Source organism: Caballeronia humi (genome assembly GCF_001544475.1).
In the GTDB taxonomy this organism is placed as follows: domain Bacteria; phylum Pseudomonadota; class Gammaproteobacteria; order Burkholderiales; family Burkholderiaceae; genus Caballeronia; species Caballeronia humi.
Genome location: NZ_FCNW02000036.1, coordinates 1 through 17,175 on the forward strand (window position 1 = coordinate 1; position 17,175 = coordinate 17,175).

General features: G+C 64.3%; 11 protein-coding genes. 8 read left to right on the forward strand and 3 right to left on the reverse strand.

What is annotated here, in order from left to right:
• Nucleotides 1–451 precede the first annotated feature (451 nt).
• Genes AWB65_RS24870 through AWB65_RS24885 form a run of 4 tightly spaced genes read left to right on the forward strand, consistent with a single transcriptional unit; the run spans nt 452 to nt 3,843 of the window.
• Nucleotides 452–1,411: a choline ABC transporter substrate-binding protein gene (locus AWB65_RS24870; protein WP_125474193.1), complete on the forward strand. Its 960-nt coding sequence runs from the start codon at nt 452–454 to the stop codon at nt 1,409–1,411.
• Between the two features lie 25 nt (nt 1,412–1,436).
• On the forward strand, nt 1,437–2,366 hold the full coding sequence (gene cdhC / locus AWB65_RS24875; protein ID WP_087669684.1) for a 3-dehydrocarnitine:acetyl-CoA trimethylamine transferase CdhC: 930 nt from the start codon (nt 1,437–1,439) through the stop codon (nt 2,364–2,366).
• A gap of 21 nt (nt 2,367–2,387) precedes the next feature.
• A complete protein-coding gene (locus tag AWB65_RS24880; protein WP_087669685.1) occupies nt 2,388–3,335 on the forward strand; it encodes an L-carnitine dehydrogenase in 948 nt (315 codons plus the stop codon).
• Nucleotides 3,336–3,345: 10 nt separating this feature from the next.
• Nucleotides 3,346–3,843, forward strand: a complete 498-nt coding sequence (locus AWB65_RS24885) for a thioesterase family protein (protein WP_087669686.1) — start codon at nt 3,346–3,348, stop codon at nt 3,841–3,843.
• Here AWB65_RS24885 and AWB65_RS24890 read toward each other — a convergent pair.
• Together AWB65_RS24890 and AWB65_RS24895 are read right to left on the reverse strand one after the other, a co-directional pair.
• Nucleotides 3,783–6,020 carry a heavy metal translocating P-type ATPase gene (locus tag AWB65_RS24890; RefSeq protein ID WP_235007755.1) on the reverse strand — a complete coding sequence of 746 codons (2,238 nt, stop codon included), beginning with the start codon at nt 6,018–6,020 and terminating at the stop codon, nt 3,783–3,785. The genes AWB65_RS24885 and AWB65_RS24890 overlap by 61 nt on opposite strands.
• Nucleotides 6,021–6,125: 105 nt before the next feature.
• Nucleotides 6,126–6,764 carry an FMN-binding negative transcriptional regulator gene (locus AWB65_RS24895; RefSeq protein ID WP_087669733.1) on the reverse strand — a complete coding sequence of 213 codons (639 nt, stop codon included), beginning with the start codon at nt 6,762–6,764 and terminating at the stop codon, nt 6,126–6,128.
• A gap of 275 nt (nt 6,765–7,039) precedes the next feature.
• Here AWB65_RS24895 and AWB65_RS24900 point away from each other — a divergent pair, with 275 nt between their 5' ends.
• The 4 genes from AWB65_RS24900 to AWB65_RS24915 all read left to right on the forward strand — a co-directional run bounded on the left by AWB65_RS24900 (nt 7,040) and on the right by AWB65_RS24915 (nt 15,499).
• Nucleotides 7,040–8,497: a DUF1254 domain-containing protein gene (locus tag AWB65_RS24900; protein WP_087669687.1), complete on the forward strand. Its 1,458-nt coding sequence runs from the start codon at nt 7,040–7,042 to the stop codon at nt 8,495–8,497.
• Between the two features lie 128 nt (nt 8,498–8,625).
• Nucleotides 8,626–12,297, forward strand: coding sequence for a DUF748 domain-containing protein (locus AWB65_RS24905; RefSeq protein WP_087669688.1), 3,672 nt, complete (start codon nt 8,626–8,628; stop codon nt 12,295–12,297).
• Between the two features lie 142 nt (nt 12,298–12,439).
• A complete protein-coding gene (locus AWB65_RS24910; protein ID WP_087669689.1) occupies nt 12,440–13,222 on the forward strand; it encodes a helix-turn-helix transcriptional regulator in 783 nt (260 codons plus the stop codon).
• A 69-nt stretch (nt 13,223–13,291) separates the two neighbouring features.
• Nucleotides 13,292–15,499, forward strand: coding sequence for a flavin monoamine oxidase family protein (locus AWB65_RS24915; protein ID WP_125474194.1), 2,208 nt, complete (start codon nt 13,292–13,294; stop codon nt 15,497–15,499).
• 76 nt (nt 15,500–15,575) lie between these two features.
• On the opposite strand, the gene AWB65_RS24920 is transcribed toward AWB65_RS24915, so the two are convergent.
• Complete coding sequence (locus AWB65_RS24920; protein ID WP_087669691.1) at nt 15,576–17,147, reverse strand: DHA2 family efflux MFS transporter permease subunit; 1,572 nt, start codon at nt 17,145–17,147, stop codon at nt 15,576–15,578.
• Nucleotides 17,148–17,175 lie beyond the last annotated feature (28 nt).

Below are 17,175 nucleotides of genomic sequence, written 5' to 3' on the forward strand. Positions count from 1 at the left end.
ACGTCGGAGCGAAGCGAGGACGGAGCCAAACGGAGTGCATACCACTCCGAGGAAGTGCGCGTTGTCACAGTGGGTCCGCGAGCCAAGCCCGGTTCCATCGTGAGGGCGACACTTACTCTCCAGCGCCAATCCCAATCAAATGCTAGTGGTGGATTGTTAGTTTTGGCGGTGGGAAGCTGCTTTCTTTGCTTACTTTCTTTGCAGCAGCAAAGAAAGTGAGTCCCGCCCCGGACAGGGGCAGAGCCAATAGACCGAAAAGAAAGCAAGTTCCACAGAAGCCCAGGCGCATCAAACGGTTGAAACAAGCACCCACCCCGAGCGCCAGCGAAACACCAACGTCGCTGCGAGTCAACTCGCGGTCGCAACCGGTCGCCTGCGCGCCTTTATGCGGCGGTACTTTTATGCACGGGCGGTTGGAACGCCCGCCCCACGGAAACCGGAACAGGACGCCATGAGACCACTTTTGAAAAACCTGCTTGCCTGCGTGTGCGCAGCGTCTGCGCTGGCATCGGCAAGCGTCGCGAACGCGCAAGCGAAGGAAGACGATTCGTGCCGCACCGTGCGCTTCGTCGATATCGGCTGGACCGACATCACGTCGACGACCGCGCTCGCCTCCGTGGTCTTCGAAGGCCTCGGCTATGCACCGAAGACAACCGTCGCCTCGGTGCCGATCTCGCTCGCGGGCCTGAAGAGCAAGCAGATCGATGTCTCGCTCGGCTACTGGTGGCCGGTGCAGCAGAAGGCCGTCGAGCCGTTTCTCGAAGCGAAGTCGATCCAGAAGCTCGAACCGCCAAATCTCTCGGGCGCAAAGGCGACGCTTGCCGTGCCGAGCTACGAATACGAGGCGGGTCTCAAGACCTTCACCGATATCGCGAAGCATCGCGACCAACTCGACGGCAAGATCTACGGCATCGAACCGGGCAGCAGCGCGAACGCGAAGATCCAGAAGATGATCGACACGAACCAGTTCGGACTCGGCGGATTCAAGCTCGTGCAGTCGAGCGAGGCGGGCATGCTCGTGACGGTCGAACGCGCGATCCGCGACAAGAAATGGGTCGTCTTTTTAGGCTGGGAGCCGCATCCGATGAACATCCAGATGAAGATCGACTATCTCTCGGGCGGCGACGAGGTGTTCGGTCCGAACTACGGCGAAGCGCGCGTCTACACGCTGACCAATACCGACTTCCTCACGCGCTGCCCGAACGCGGGCAAGTTCGTCACGAACCTGCGCTTCACGACGCAGCTCGAAAACCAGCTGATGCAGCCGGTGATGAACAAGGAGCGCCCCGCCGATGCCGCGAAGGCGTATCTCAAGAAGAATCCGCAACTGCTCGACGGCTGGCTCGCGGGCGTGAAGACGGTCGATGGCAAGGACGGCTTGCCGGCAGTGAAGCAGTACCTCGGTCTGTGAACATCAAGCAAAGGACAGCGCGAACATGAACTACGAAGTGATCGTGACCTGTGCCGTAACGGGCGCAGGCGATACGACGAACAAGCACCCGGCCATCCCCGTGACGCCGAAACAGATCGCCGATGCCGCGATCGAAGCCGCGCGCGCGGGCGCGACCGTCGCGCATTGCCACGTGCGCGATCCGCGAACGGGGCGAGGCAGCCGCGACCCCGCGCTTTATCGCGAAGTGGTGGATCGCATCCGCTCATCGGACACGGACGTCATCATCAATCTCACTGCGGGCATGGGCGGCGACCTCGAAATTGGCGCAGGCGAATCGCCGATGCAGTTCGGCGCGGGGACGGACCTCGTCGGCGGCTTGACGCGGCTCGCGCACATCGAGGAACTGCTGCCGGAAATCTGCACGCTCGATTGCGGCACGCTCAACTTCGGCGACGGCGACACCATCTACGTATCGACGCCCGCGCAACTGCGCACTGGTGCGAAGCGCATCCAGGAACTCGGTGTGAAGCCCGAACTGGAAATCTTCGACACGGGGCATCTGTGGTTCGCGAAGCAGTTGCTGAAGGAAGGCCTGCTCGACGATCCGCCCCTGTTCCAGCTCTGCATGGGCATTCCGTGGGGTGCGCCGCCCGACACCGGCACGATGAAGTCGATGGTCGACAACATGCCGCCGGGCGCGCACTGGGCCGGCTTCGGCATCGGCCGCATGCAGATGCCGATAGTCGCGCAGGCGATGCTGCTCGGCGGCCATGTGCGTGTCGGATTGGAGGACAACCTCTACCTCGATCGCGGCGTGCATGCGACCAACGGCTCGCTCGTGCAGCGCGCGGTCGAGATCATCGAGCGGCTCGGTGGGCGCGCGCTGACGCCTGCGGAAGGGCGCAGGAAGCTCGGTTTGCCCGCACGCGGCGAGCGTCTGCTCGATCGTCGCGCGCTGAAGGAATTCGCCTGACTCTCCACTGGAACAAAGCACATGCAAGTGAAAACATTCGCCGCGCTGGGCGCGGGCGTCATCGGTAGCGGCTGGGTGGCGCGCGCGCTCGCGCATGGACTCGACGTGATCGCGTGGGACCCGGCGCCGGGCGCCGAGCAGCAACTGAGAGCGAACGTGGCGAACGCGTGGCCCGCGCTCGAACGCGTCGGGCTCGCGAAGGACGCGTCGCAGGCGCGCCTGCGATTCGTTGCGACCGTCGAGGAATGCGTCGCCGAAGCCGACTTCATTCAGGAGAGTGCGCCGGAGCGCGAGGACCTCAAGCTCGCGCTGCACGAACGCGTGAGCCGCGCGGCGAAGCGCGAGGCGATCATCGCATCGTCGACGTCGGGTTTGCTGCCCACTGATTTTTATGCGAGCGCGATTCATCCCGAGCGCTGCATCGTCGGGCATCCCTTCAACCCGGTGTATCTGCTGCCCCTCGTCGAAGTGCTCGGCGGCGAGCGCACGTCGGCCGAGACGATCGATGCCGCGATGAGTTTCTACGCGTCCATCGGCATGCGGCCGCTGAAGGTGCGCAAGGAAGTGCCGGGCTTTGTCGCGGACCGGTTGCTCGAAGCGCTTTGGCGCGAGGCGCTGCATCTGGTGAACGAAGGCGTCGCGACGACCGGTGAAATCGACGATGCCATTCGCTTCGGCGCGGGCATCCGCTGGTCGTTCATGGGCACGTTCCTGACCTACACGCTGGCGGGCGGCGAGTCCGGCATGCGACACTTCATGCAGCAGTTCGGTCCCGCGCTCGAATTGCCGTGGACGAAACTCGTCGCCCCGAAGCTGACCGGCGAACTGATCGATCGCGTGGTGGAAGGCACGTCGCGGCAGACGGGCGGCCGCAGCATCAAGGAGCTGGAGCGCTACCGCGATGACTGCATCACGAGCGTGATCGATGCGATTGCCGCCGCCAAGGCGCGGCATGGAATCGAAGACTAGGAGACAAGGGATGGCCGCTGCATTCACGATTTACCGCGACACGGTGAAGCCCGAATGGGTCGATTACAACGGCCATCTGCGCGATGCGTTCTACATGCTGATCTACAGCCTCGCGACCGATGGGTTCATGGACCGCATCGGTCTCGACGATGCAACGCGCCGCGCGCGCCATCGCACGATCTACACGCTCGAAGCGCACGTGAACTTTCTGCGCGAAATCAAGGAAGGCGCGCAGGTTCGCATCGAGGCGCTTGTGCTGGCGCACGATACAAAGCGCGTGCATCTGTATATGGAAATGTTCGAAGGCGAGTCGCGGGAACCCGTGTCGGCGAGCGAGCAGATGCTGCTGCATATCGATACGAGTAGCGAACCGAAAGCCGCCGCGTTCGATGAAGATATCGCCGGACGCATCGCCGCATGTTGCACGAGCGACGTGACCGCAGCACGTTACGCAGGCCGCGTGATCGGCTTGCCCAAACGCTCATCCGTCGCGACCGATCCCGCCTGAGCACGCCACGTCCTGAGCAGCAGCGCATTCGTCACGACGCTCACGCTGGAGAACGCCATCGCGGCGCCCGCGAACATCGGATCGAGCAGGCCGAACGCGGCGAGCGGAATCCCGATCAGGTTGTAGACGAACGCCCAGAAGAGGTTTTGCTGGATCTTGCGATACGTGCGCCGCGAAATATCGATTGCATCTGCAACTAACACCGGATCGCCGCGCATCAGCGTGATGCCGGCCGCTTCGATCGCGACGTCGGTGCCGCTCGCCATCGCGATGCCGATATCGGCGGCGGCGAGGGCCGGGGCGTCGTTGATGCCGTCGCCGGCCATTGCGACCACGCCATCCGTCGATGCCTTCAGTTGCGTGATGACGCGCGCCTTGTCGTCGGGAAGGACTTGCGCGTGCACGTCCTGCGGCGCGATGCCGAGCGCCTTCGCGACGCTCGCCGCGCTCCCCGCGTTGTCGCCGGTGACGAGCACGCTCTGCACGCCCATCGACGCCAGCCGCTCGATCGCGGCGCGGGCCGTCGGCTTGACGGTATCGCCGAATGCGATCAGCGCGAGTACGCGCGCGTGATCCATGTCGATCAGCCACGAAACCGTGTTGCCTTGCGCTTCGAGTTCGAGCGCTCGCGCGGCGAGATCATGCGGCGCCTGCGCGTTCAATTCGTCGAGCCAGCGGCCGCTGCCGATTGCGAGGCGCTGCGATGCGACGTGTGCTTCCACGCCCCGTCCCGCGACCGCGCTTGCCGCGCTCGCCTCGAAGCGTGGCGCGTCCGCTTCATCGGCCGCTGCGACCACTGCGCGTGCGAGCGGATGGTCGCTCATGCGCTGCACGGCTGCAGCGAGCCCCAACGCCTCATGCCGATGGACCTCCGGCGCAACCTCGAGCGCTGTTACCGCGGGCCGCCCGACGGTCAGCGTTCCGGTCTTGTCGAAAGCGACAACCTTGATCCGATGCGCGAGTTCGAGCGCTTCTGCGTCCTTGATCAGCACGCCGTGGCGCGCCGCGACGCCCGTCCCCGCCATGATCGCGGCGGGCGTCGCCAGGCCGAGGGCGCACGGGCACGCGATCACGAGCACCGCGACCGCATTGAGCAGCGCCGTTTCAACACTCGCGCCATGCACGAGCCAGCCAGCCAGCGTGACGAGCGCGATCGCGAGGATCGCCGGCACGAACACCGCCGACACGCGATCGACGAGCCGCTGGATCGGCGCTTTCTCCGCCTGCGCCGATTCCACGAGCCGGATGATCCGTGCGAGCGTGGTTTCGGCGCCGATTGCCGTCGTTTCGATCGCGATCACGCCTTCGCCGTTGATCGAACCGGCCGTCGCGCGCGCGCCCGGCTCCTTCGCGACGGGCAGGCTCTCGCCGGTGATGAGCGACTCGTCGATGTGCGTACGGCCTTCGCGCACGATGCCATCAACCGGCACGCGCTCGCCCGGCCGCACGATCGCCGTATCGCCGACGCGCACGTCAGCGAGCGCGATCTCGCGCTCGCCCGACGCGTCGCGGATGCGCGCCTTGTCCGGACGCAGCGCGTTCAGCGCGCGGATCGCGTCGGTGGTCTGGCGCTTGGCGCGTGCTTCGAGCCACTTCCCGAAGCGCACGAGCGTGATGACGACCGCCGACGCCTCGAAGTACAGATGCATCGAATCGCCGGGATGCGCGGCCATCTGATAGACGCTCAGCCCCCATGCCGCCGACGTTCCAAGCGCGACGAGCAGGTCCATGTTGCCGGCTTTCGCCCGCACCGCGTGCCACGCGCCGACGTAAAACCGCGCGCCGAGCACGAACTGCACGACGCTCGCGAGCCAGAGTTGCACCCACATATCGGGCATGAACGCGGGGCCGAACATCGGCAGGACGAGCGGCAGCGTGAAAAGCGCCGAAACGATCACGGCGATGAGTTCGCCCTGACGCGAGCTGGATGAAGTGGCGGCGAGCGGCGCTTCCGGCACGATCGGCGTGGCTTCGTAGCCCGCCTTGGTGATCGCGGCGACGAGCTGGTCGTCGGTGACCGAGGGCGCGGCGTGGACTGTCGCCTTTTCTGTCGCAAGGTTGACGGACACGCGTTCGACGCCCGGCACGCGCGTCAGCACCTTCTCGACGCGCGCGACGCACGACGCGCACGTCATTCCCCCGACGGCGAATTCGGCAGTTTTGGAAACATCTGACATGAAGAGCACTCCGGTCTGGCTGGGGCGAGTACAGCATGAAAACGTCAAACTCGTCCCGATAGACCCAGTATTGACCTTCCAATGCTTGGAAGGTCAAGCATGCCCTTATTTGATCAGCGGCGGCGCGGCGAGCATCGCGTCGGCAAGCGCGCTTTCGCGGCCGTCGCGGCGGAGGCCCTCGACGGCGCCGAACCGGTCCGCGTCGGCTTTGTTCTGCGAGAGTTTCGCCTTGCCGACGAACCGCGTCACCTCGATCTCGATCCCGACGATTGCCGAGAGCATCTGGTCGATGAAATCGCGTGGCGCATCGCCCATCTTCCACGGCACGGGCTCCCCGGCCTCCATCTTGCGCGTGAGCCGCGCGACGAGGCCGCGCACGAAGGCTTCGTCGTCGCGCACGGTGATCCGGCCGTGCGCATGCACCACCAGATAGTTATAAGTCGGCACCTGCTTGTGCGCCTCGTGCTTGCTCGGGTACCAGTTCGGCGAGATGTAGCCGGTCGCGCCCTGGAAAATCACGAGCACCTCCTGCTGCGGCTGAACCTCGCGCCACACCGGATTCGCCCGCGCGACGTGGGCGCGCAGGATGCCGTGCTCGCCTTGGGTGGCATCGAGTTCGAAAGGGACGTGATTAGCGTCGAGACCGGCCGGTCCGTGGGTCACGAGCGCACCAAGCGGGTGCGCGGCGATCAGCGCGTGAAGCGCTTCGGGACGGGTTTCTTCGAAATGGGTGGGGAGATACATCGACGTCATTCTTTTTGGGATATACACATAGCAATGGTAAGCGATGCGGCGGGGCGCCGGAAGGGCGCATGCGAGTGCGGTCGAGGGCCCGTCCCGCCGGCTTTTCACGCGATTCAACGCACTCCTTGCCTATCCGTGATAGATAAGATAAAACCCCGATTCCAAGATGGAAAAATTGTGCGGCGCAAGGGGTGCGGGCGAATGGCAGGAGCCGCGGGAAAGCCACGGTGCGTCGCGGGATGGTCACAAAGTAGAAGAACCGGATTCGAACTCGAATGAAAACCAATCGACGCTGGGCGTTCACGTTTCAGCCGGTCCGTTCGGCCGTCTGTATGGCCGCTTTTGCCGGCGCGGCGGCGCTGCTCGCGGGCTGCGCCTCACATGCGCCGCAGCCGAAGACGAGCGGCGGCTGGCTGAAAGACCAGGTCGCCGACGCCTATACGTTCGGCTTTCCGCTCGTGGCGTCGGATGTGGCGCGCGAGCGTGCGGCAGGTGGCGACGGCACGCGCCCCGGTCAGGCGCCGCTCAACACGCTGCGTCACGCGAGCGCGCTGCCGCCCGTCGGCGTGACGGGTGCGCCGAGCGTCGATACGCTCGAATCTACCGCGTGGCTCGATGTCGCGAAGGAGCCGGTGCTCGTGTCGCTGCCGGCAGCGCCGCGCGGCCGTTACTACGACGCCCGCGCGTTCGACGCGTGGACCAACGTTCTCTATTCGAGCGCTGAACGCGCGCCCTACCCGAAGGCGCAGACGATCGCGTTCGTCCCGGCCGGGTGGAAGGGCACGCTGCCGTCGGGCGTACTGCGCATCGAGGCGCCGACACGTTACGTCTGGCTTTCGATCCGCGTGCGCGTGAACGGCCCGCGCGACGTGCGCGAGGCGCGCAAGCTCCAGACGGCGATGCAAGTCGATACGCTGTCCGGCGCGCCGCGTGCCGCGCCCGATCCTGCAGCCGCCACGAGCGGCGCGTGGTCGAACGCCGCCGCGGACCATCTGGCGACGCCCGCGACCGCGTCGTCGCCGGCGGAACAGGCGGAGACGTTCGACGCCAACACGTTCTTCGCGCGCCTGGCTCACGCGCTCGACGACAACCCGCCCTCTGCCGAAGACGCCCACGAGATGAGCCAGCTCGCCGAACTGGGCGTCGTGCCGGGCGAGCAGGTGCAGTTCCGCAAGCGCGACGCGGCGCTCCTCGCCACAGGTCTCGCCGACGGCCGCGAGCGTCTCGCGACCGTGCCGTCGAACGCGATCTCGAAGAACGGCTGGACGTGGTTCGGCGACAGCGTCGGCAAGTACGGCGCCGATTACACACTGCGCGCGTACCTTGCCCGGCGCGACCCGGGAACCGCGACTAAAGAAAGCGAAGTGAAGCCTGTCGCGCGCGTCGACAGCGACGATCATCCGCTTAACGGCGCAAACACCTACGTGCTGCATTTCGCGCCGAACCAGTTGCCGCCAGTGCGCGGCTTCTGGACGCTCACCGCGTACACGAAGGACGGCGCGCTCGTCGAGGGCAAGGTGCCGCGCCTGTCGCTTTCCGATCGCGACAAACTAAAGAAGAACCGCGACGGTTCGATCGACGTGGTCGTGTCCGAGGCAACGCCGGCCAAGGGGCTGGCGTCGAACTGGCTGCCGGTGCCCGGCGGCGACTTCCAGCTCGTGATGCGTCTTTACGCGCCCAAACCGCAGGCCGCCGACGGTACCTGGGCGCCGCCGGTCGTCCAGAGGCAATAAACGCAGTGGGCGCTTTTTCATGCGTTTTTGTGCAACGTTTGCGTGAAACCTCGTCGTATACTTGGGAATCACAATAACGGATCAGCGTGGCGGCCGGCGTTCATCCGGCTGCGCTGAACGAGAAACGCATGGCAAGCGTCACCAAGTCTTCGCTGGCATCGGCCGGACAAACCCTGCGCGGCGTGGCGAACGCGCGCCGCACGCGGCGGATCATCATCGGCCTGTTGATCGCGCTGGCGGTCATCGGTCTCCTCGGGTTCTTCGCCGCGCCGCCGCTCATCCGGCACGTCGCCGAGCAGCAACTCGGCGCGCAACTCGACCGCCCGGTCACCATCGGGCGTATTGCGCTCAATCCCTACACGCTTGCCTTCGAAGCCGATCGCGTGCATATCGGCGAGGCGGCGGCCAATCTGGCGAATGCGCCGGACAAGGCCGCGAGCTTCATCGATATCGAGCGGCTGGTCGTGCAGCCGTCGTGGTCGTCGCTGTTTCGCGCGGCGCCGATCATCGACGAAGTCAAAATCGACTCGCCGCGTTTCCACCTCGTGCGCTATGACGCCGAGCGTTTCAATTTCTCCGATCTCATCGCGAAGTTCTCGAAGCCGTCGCCGACGCCTTCGAGCAGCCCCGCGCGGTTCTCGGTGTCGAATATCCGGCTGGAGAACGGCCGCATCGAATTCGACGACCGGTTGCTCAAGTCCCAACATGTGATCGACCGCTGGGCGATCGGCATTCCTTTCATCGCGACGCTGCCTTCGGCCACCGACATCTACGTCACGCCTTCGCTGCAGGCGCGCATCGACGGCTCGCCGCTCTCGATCACCGGGCGCACCAAGCCCTTCTCGCAGTCGCGCGACTCTGAAATCGCGGTGACGCTCGACGGGCTGGACGTGCCGCGGATCGCGTCGTATGCGCCGGCGTCGGTGCCGGTGATCGTGAAGGGCGGGCGGCTTTCGACCGACCTCAACGTGCGCTTTTCGATCGAAGCCGAAGCGCCGGCGATCCACATCAACGGCACCGCTGATCTCGCCGATCTCTCCATCACCGACAAGCAGAACGCGCCGCTCGTGGCGTCGCGCGCGCTGCACGTGGCGATCCGTAACGCCGAGCCGCTGCGCAACATCTATCAACTCGACGACCTGCGCCTCTCCCAGCCGGACGTCAAGCTCGCGCGCGACGCCTCGGGCGTGCTGAACGTCGCGAAACTGGCGCCGGCACCATCCGCGCCGGCTCCGGAGTCAGCAGAAAAAGCGCCCCCGCTCGACTTGTCGATCAAGCATCTCGCCATCGACGGCGCCACGATCGCCTTCGACGACAGCCTGATGGCACAGCGAACGCACTTCGCGCTGTCGAACCTCGGCGTGACGGTCGACGATTTCTCGACGCTCGCCAAAACGCCCGCGCGCTACACGCTGAAGACGGCGCTCGACAAGAGCGGTTCGTTAAGCGCGTCAGGCGGCTTCACGCTTGCCGCCAAGACCGCCGACGTGAAGCTGGCGCTCGATGCGCTCGCGCTGCCGCCGTTGCAGCCGTACATCGCGAAATCGGTGGCCGCGCGCGTCGCCGACGGCACGCTCGGCGCGAATCTCCCGCTGACGCTCGACTGGTCGAAGCCCGAGCCCGTGATCCTGGTCGGCGCGGGCGACGTGACGCTCAAGTCGCTCAAACTCGTGCCGCAGGCGAACACGGCGCCGGTCGCGCTGGCGTCGGCGGTCGCGAAGATTCAGAAAATCGATGTCGGCGCGCGCACGGCCGCGCTCGACAGCGTTCGCCTGAGCGGCCTTTCCCTCGATGCCACGCGCAAGAAGGACGGCTCTATCGACCTCGCCGCCCTCGCCGGGCCGCACGAAGCGGCGCCCGAGCCGAGCGCCGCGCACAAGATTCAGAAGGCGCAGGCGGCGGGTCCGGCGTGGCGCTATCAGATCGGCGAGATCGCACTGGCCGATTCGGCCGCCAATTTCACCGACGAAACGACGCCCACGCCCGTCACGCTGCGCGTCGCTTCGCTGAACGCGAACGTGCGCCAGTTCAGCGACGACCTGACGAAGCCGCTCGCCGTCGACGGCAAACTCGCGCTGAACGGGAAAGGCGCGCTCGGCGTCGGCGGGACGGTGACGGTGAGTCCGCTGAAAGTGGCGCTGCACGTCGACGGCAGCCAGATCGATGCCGCCGCCTTCGAGCCGTATTTCGGCAGCAAGCTCAACGTCGCGATCGCGAGCGCGCTCCTGAACGCGAACGGCGACGTCGCGATGGCGGGCAGCGGGCCGGCGCTCAAGGCGTCGTACAAGGGCGACGTGTCGCTCACTGACGTGCGCATGATGGACAAGGCAAGCGCCGACCCGTTCGCCGGCTGGAAGCTGCTCGGCCTGACGAACGTCAAGGTGAATTACAGCGAGCGCGGCACGGATGTCGATGCCGCGCGCGTCGTGTTCGCCAATTTCTACGGGCGCGTGCTGCTCAACGCGCAGGGCAAGCTGAACCTGCGTGACGTGGTTGCGAGTCAGAGTGGGCCGGCGCAGTCGGTCACGCGGGAGAACAGCGCGGCGGCCTCGGCGCCGCTCGTGGCGAGCGCGCCGCAAAACGTCACGGCGGCGACGGGGCCGAGCAGCCCGGTCAACCTGCACTTCGGCCAGCTCGTGCTGCAGGGCGGCCGCGTCACGTACAGCGACAACTTCATCAAGCCGAATTTCACGGCGAATCTGGTCGCGATCACGGGCACGATCGGCGCGTTCGGCACGCATTCGACGACACCCGCGCCCGTCGATGTCGCCGCCAAGCTGGCCGCAAACGGACCGGTATCGATCAAGGGGCAGGTGAATCCGCTGATCAAGAAGCCGTCGCTCGATCTGACCGCGAGCGCGCACGACGTCGAGCTGACGAATCTCACACCGTATTCGTCGAAATATGCGGGCTATCCCATCACGAAGGGCAAGCTCAACGTCGATCTGCATTACATGCTCGCGAACGATCAGCTCACGGCGAACAATCACCTGTTCATCGACCAGCTCACGTTCGGCGATCACGTCGACAACCCGAGCGCGACGAAGCTGCCGGTGCGGCTCGCGGTGTCGCTGTTGAAGAACTCGCGCGGCGAGATTGACGTGAACATTCCGATTTCGGGGTCGCTGTCGAATCCTGAGTTTTCGATTGGCGGGCTCGTCTGGCAGGCGATCGTCAATCTCGTGCAGAAGGCCGTCACCGCGCCGTTCACGCTGCTCGCGCGGGCGTTTGGCGGGAATGGCGAGGAACTGGGTTACGTGGAGTTCGATCCGGGTTCGTCGGATTTGAACGATGCAGCGCAGAAGAAGCTCGATACGATTGCGAAAGCGCTGACCGACAAGCCTTCGATCAAGCTCGATTTGTCGGCGCGCGTCGATCCGGCGGTTGATATTCCTGGGTTGCGCGCGGCTTATGTGGATCGGCAGGTGCGGATCGCCAAGCTGCGCGACGCGAGGAAGGGCGGCGAGAGCATCGATCCTTCAGCGATCAAGGTTTCCCCCGATGAGTACAGCGGGTATCTGGAAAAGGCTTACAAGGCGGCGGATTTCAAGAAGCCGCGCAATATGATCGGCCTGACGAAGACGCTGCCGGACGAGGAGATGAAGAAGGCGCTCGCCGAAAACGCCCCGGTCGATGATGCGGCGCTGCGCTCACTGGCGCAGGCCAGGGCGGCGAGCGTGCAGGAGTTCTTCGACGGGAAAATCGACAGCAGCCGGATTTTCGTCGTCGCCGCGAAGATGAACGCGGAAGGGATCAAGGATAAGGGAGCGGGGACGCGGGTCGATTTCGGGTTGAAGTAGGCGGCACTTTATCCCGATGACCTTGGCGAGCATCAAGTACAAGCTAAAACATCCGGGCATCCGCGGCTAGTATGGCGGTGCTCGGCTTTTCCTGCGGTCGAGCTTCACGATATGTGAAGGACCTCAGTGGAAGGAGCATCGCGTGTACCTTTCTGCCGCCCAGTCCCGTGCGCTCGCCAAGGTCATGGCCGCGCTGGTCGAGCCTTTTGATGAAGCCGATGTACGCGCCCGGGTCGGCGATTCGATGCTGGAACTACTCGGCGCGCAGTACTACGCCAGCTACGTCTGGGACGCCGCGGAGAACTGCTTCGAAAAGCGTGTGCAGATCAACATGGACCCAGGCGATCTGGCGCGCTACGAGAGTCACTATCAGTATCACGATCCAATTACGCCTAAGCTGCAGCGCTACCGCCGCGCCGTGCACGTCAACGAGGTCATGCCGCAGGAAGCGCTCGTTCGCACCGAGTTTTACAACGACTTCCTGGCAAAAAGCGGCCTGTACCGGGGCATCAACCTTTACGTCTGGGAGCGTAATCGCAACATCGGAGACATGCGGATCTGGCGCGACCGGCGGCGTCCGGATTTTTCGCGGGACGACCTGGCCCTGCTCGAACTTATCCGGCCGGCGCTCTGTGCGTCGCTCGGGCGGTCACAACCCGTCGACGGGGTCCAGAGGCAGGTCGAAAAGCCTCTCCAGCGCGCGGACGCGGCTCTCAGCGAGCGCGAGCGGCAGATTGCCTGCCTCATCGTTCGCGACATGTCGGATAAAGAGATTGCGCGGCACCTGAATATCGCGCCGACGACCGTGCGGACCCATATCATGCATGCCTTCCGGAAGCTCAACGTGAATAGTCGGCTCAAGCTGGCGCAATGCGTTGAGCCTTTAACGGGACCCATCCTCCATTGCGAGGATATTCAGAGATAGCGGCCATTCCTATAGTGCCTTTATCGGCTGTGGACGAAAGTCCCGGACGGTACGAGGAGGGAGGACGGAATGGACGGCCGGGCGCCTGTTGGTAACGCAGGCGAGGCGCCGGTTCGGACGCGAGTCATTGCGGTCCTGGTGCGAAGCGCCCCTTGCTGTTCATCCTGCCCCCATGGCATACCAACAGGAAGGAAAGAAAGCATGCTGCGCATCAATCGCAAGAAGAGTGCTGGCCGCGCTCAAATCGTGTCGCCTACTGTCAATAATTTCAAGAGCCTGCCAGTCTTTTATCCGGATCATCCGTCCGTGCGCTGGCAAAACGTCGCGCTCGGTCAGATGCTATCGGCGACGACCCTGAGCGGAACGCTGGATGTCTGTGTCGTCGGCCGGGGCGCGAGCGCGTTGGCCGCGATGACGGAACTCAATGAGATCGCCGTAAAGAACCCCGGTCTCATCATCAACGTCAGGAATATCTACTACGACGCAGAAGTCGAGCAGGCCGCTGACAGCGAGATAAATTACGGAAGCAAATGGGGCCGGATATTTTCGGTAAAACCAGGAGACAACTATCAGGAAATCGGCTGCATGCGGTTCCCGTCGATCGCCCTGTTGACGTGGAACTACATCAACAAGGCTTACCCGACTTCGGGCGATGTGCCGCTCACGCGGTTTCCCAATCCGGGCCGTGTGCCGACGCAGTTTCTGTATCGCGACATGAACGTCGTCTTCGAGAACGGCGTGGCCCTCACCGACATGAACGACGCTGACCAGATCGCCAATTTCGCCACGATGGAGGCGGTCAAGAATGGCGTCATCAATTACCTGCTGACGCAGGTCAACGCGTCCAACGGGCGCAACGCCGGCTATTTCACGCAGGTTCTGGTGGGCAATCCAGGCGAAGACCCGACGATCCTCGGCATGAGCGATGCGCAGGTCCGGCAGGTCTGGCTGGAATGGAACACGTTCATCGCCGAGTTCGACACCCCGCTGATCGACAAGGTGCAGGACGCCATCGACGCGCTGATCCTCAGCGGCACGATTCAAACAACCGCCCTGCGCGATCGGGACTACTTCGTCGAACTCTTCGGCCGCTATGGATTCGGCACGGGCGGATTCCGGGCGCTCAACAACGTCACATTCAATGAAATTGCGCGGCTGCTCATATGGAACTACAGCGACGAGTATCTGTTCCCCGGAAACGCCGGAGATAGCGCGACGACCAACACGGACTTCGCAGCCCGGTTGCTGAGCGGACTGACCGACATTCAGTTGACGCAGGTGGTCCAGAAGGCGCTTTTCATCGGACGGCGCGTATCGGATTCGCGGCTGACGGTGGTCGGATATGACACTGTCTCGGGCGGAATCGTGGAGTCCAGCCATGACTATGTCATCCTTGCCACGTCGCACCATGCGGCGCAGCGCGTGGTCGAGCCATTCGCGGGAATGCAGGCGAGCGAGGCGATCGCGGTGGAAACGCCTCTGTATTTCGAAGTGAACGGCGCGCTGCACACCTACGTGACCTCGGAGGGCTTCCAGCATCCGTTCGACCTTCAGCGGGGCGGCAGCGGAAGCTTGTATGGGGCGCTCAAGAACCTGCACATGATGCGTTCGACCAAGTACTTCACCGATGTTCCCACCGCCCAGTTCAATGCCTATGCGCCGTCCAATGGCGACCAGACAAAGCGGGTGAAAATGGTGATATCGGACACGGATCTCGCGGCGTCCTATTGTCTCGACGGACAGAACGGTACGACGAACCTCCTCGTTTCCTACACCTGGGGCGACGAAGCGACGAACGAAGCACCGCGTCTGCGAGGCCTGACCGCCTATGCGGGCTCCGCCTCGGACGCCGCCCTCCGGTACAGCCATGCCCAGGCGTCAAACCGCTTCGCGCAAGCGAGCGGGAGCAATCAGGTGGCGGGGTTCTGGATGGCGTCGTTGCTGAGCGAGGTTGCGCCAGGGACCGGGTATATGTACGACTGGTCGTCGGACCAGGATTCACGCGGTGGCTTCAAGCTTGACTGGGCGAGCGAAACGCCCTTTTCGACGGCGCTTTACGACCACTATCGCAACAGTGTGCTCGGCGCGGAAGCGACTCAGCAGCCGCAACAGAGGATGTTCGTCGCCGGCGACAGTTTCAGTCACTACGGTGGATGGCTCGAAGGTGCGTTCATGACCGGCATCACCGCGGTAGCGGGAATCATGCGATCCGCTTATACGGACGCTGTTTTCAGTGACGAGGGCAAGCGGCTCTTCATGACTCCCACGAGCGCGTAGTACAGAAGCCGGAGCGGAGGGAGCGGGCGATCGCCCGCTTTCGAAACCGTAGCGTGCGAACGGATGAGGCACGTTCTCAATGCGCGCCAGCCGATGCCCCTCCGCCCCCGCCTTTAGCCCGCTTGGTGATCCAGATAAGCGGAATGATCGCGAGAAAAATGACGGCGGATATAAAAAAGATGTCGTTGAGCCCCATCATCGCCGCCTGGGTGCTCAGGGTGAAATTGAACAACCCGCGCGCCTGCGCATCGTTCACGTTGAGCACGCCCTGCGAAAGTCCGATCGACTGCACGAACGCCGGGTTGTACACATTCGCGAGCTCGGTCAGCCGCTCGTGATGCAGCGCAATCCGGTTGTCCCAGGCGTTCCCGAAAAGCGACGTCCCGACCGCCCCGCAAAACACGCGCGCGAAATTCGATAACCCGGCCGCCGCCGGAATCTTCGAAGGCGGTAGCCCCGACAGCACGATCGACGTCAGCGGCACGAAGAACAGCGCCATCGGAATGCCTTGCAGGAGCGTCGGCAAGACGAGATGCCACGTATCGATTTCGATTACGTATTTTGAGCGCATATAGAACACGATCGCGAAGCCGACGAACGCCATCGTGGCGATGACGCGCGCGTCGCTGCGCGGCAGCACCTTGCCCATCACCGGCGCGAGAATCACCGCGAAGATGCCGAGCGGCGCGGTCACGAGCCCGGCATCGACGGATCGGTAGTTCAGATACTGCTGCATCCACTGCGGCAGCAACACGAGGTTGCCGAAGAACACGCCATACGCCACGGAAATCGCCACCGTCCCGCCGAAGAAGTTACGCCCCGCGAAAAGCCGCAAATCGACGACCGGGTTCTCGTCGGTCAGCTCCCACACGACGAAAAACGCGAACGCAATCGCCGCGACAATCCCCAGCACGACGATTACCGGCGACGAAAACCAGTCGAGATCGCGTCCCTTGTCGAGCATGATCTGGAGCGACGCCACCCACGCGACGAGCAACGCGAGCCCGACGGAGTCGATCGGCGCCTTGCGCGTCGGCGATTCGCGCTTGCGGTAGATGATCCACGTGACCGCCGCCGCGAACAGCCCGACCGGGATGTTGATGTAGAAGATCCACGACCACGAATAGCTGTCGGTGATCCAGCCGCCGAGCGCCGGACCCGCGATCGGGCCGACGGTCGCGGTCATCGCCCAGAGCGAGAGCGCCATCGACGACTTCTCTTTCGGATACGACCCGAGCAGGATCGCCTGCGACAGCGGAATCAGCGGCCCCGCGACGGCGCCCTGCAACACGCGCGCGACGAGCAGCACCGGCAGGTTCGGCGCGAGCCCGCACAGCCACGACGAAATCACGAACAGCAGGATCGCGCCGACGAACAGCTTGATCTGGCCGATGCGCTGCGTGAGCCAGCCGGTCAGCGGAATGGAGACAGCGTTCGCGGCCGCGAAGACGGTGATGACCCACGTACCTTCGTTGACGGAGACGCCGAGATTGCCGGAGATCGTCGGAATCGCGACGTTCGCGATCGACGAATCCAGCACGTTCATGAAGGTAGCGAGCGCGACGGCGAACGTCGCGAGAACGAGCTGGCCGCCTTTCAATGGCGGCTGTGCAGCGGGCGCGGCGGCGGTCGGTGGCGGCGTGCTCATGTCGGGTCCGATGAGATCAAGCCGCCAG

Coding starts and splice junctions, on each gene's coding strand:
- AWB65_RS24895 (WP_087669733.1), bottom strand. CDS start 6,764: ATGTATCTCCCCACCCATTTCGAAGAAACCCGTCCCGAAGCGCTTCAC.
- AWB65_RS24900 (WP_087669687.1), top strand. CDS start 7,040: ATGAAAACCAATCGACGCTGGGCGTTCACGTTTCAGCCGGTCCGTTCG.
- AWB65_RS24915 (WP_125474194.1), top strand. CDS start 13,292: ATGGACGGCCGGGCGCCTGTTGGTAACGCAGGCGAGGCGCCGGTTCGG.
- cdhC (WP_087669684.1), top strand. CDS start 1,437: ATGAACTACGAAGTGATCGTGACCTGTGCCGTAACGGGCGCAGGCGAT.
- AWB65_RS24885 (WP_087669686.1), top strand. CDS start 3,346: ATGGCCGCTGCATTCACGATTTACCGCGACACGGTGAAGCCCGAATGG.
- AWB65_RS24920 (WP_087669691.1), bottom strand. CDS start 17,147: ATGAGCACGCCGCCACCGACCGCCGCCGCGCCCGCTGCACAGCCGCCA.
- AWB65_RS24890 (WP_235007755.1), bottom strand. CDS start 6,020: ATGTCAGATGTTTCCAAAACTGCCGAATTCGCCGTCGGGGGAATGACG.
- AWB65_RS24870 (WP_125474193.1), top strand. CDS start 452: ATGAGACCACTTTTGAAAAACCTGCTTGCCTGCGTGTGCGCAGCGTCT.
- AWB65_RS24905 (WP_087669688.1), top strand. CDS start 8,626: ATGGCAAGCGTCACCAAGTCTTCGCTGGCATCGGCCGGACAAACCCTG.
- AWB65_RS24880 (WP_087669685.1), top strand. CDS start 2,388: ATGCAAGTGAAAACATTCGCCGCGCTGGGCGCGGGCGTCATCGGTAGC.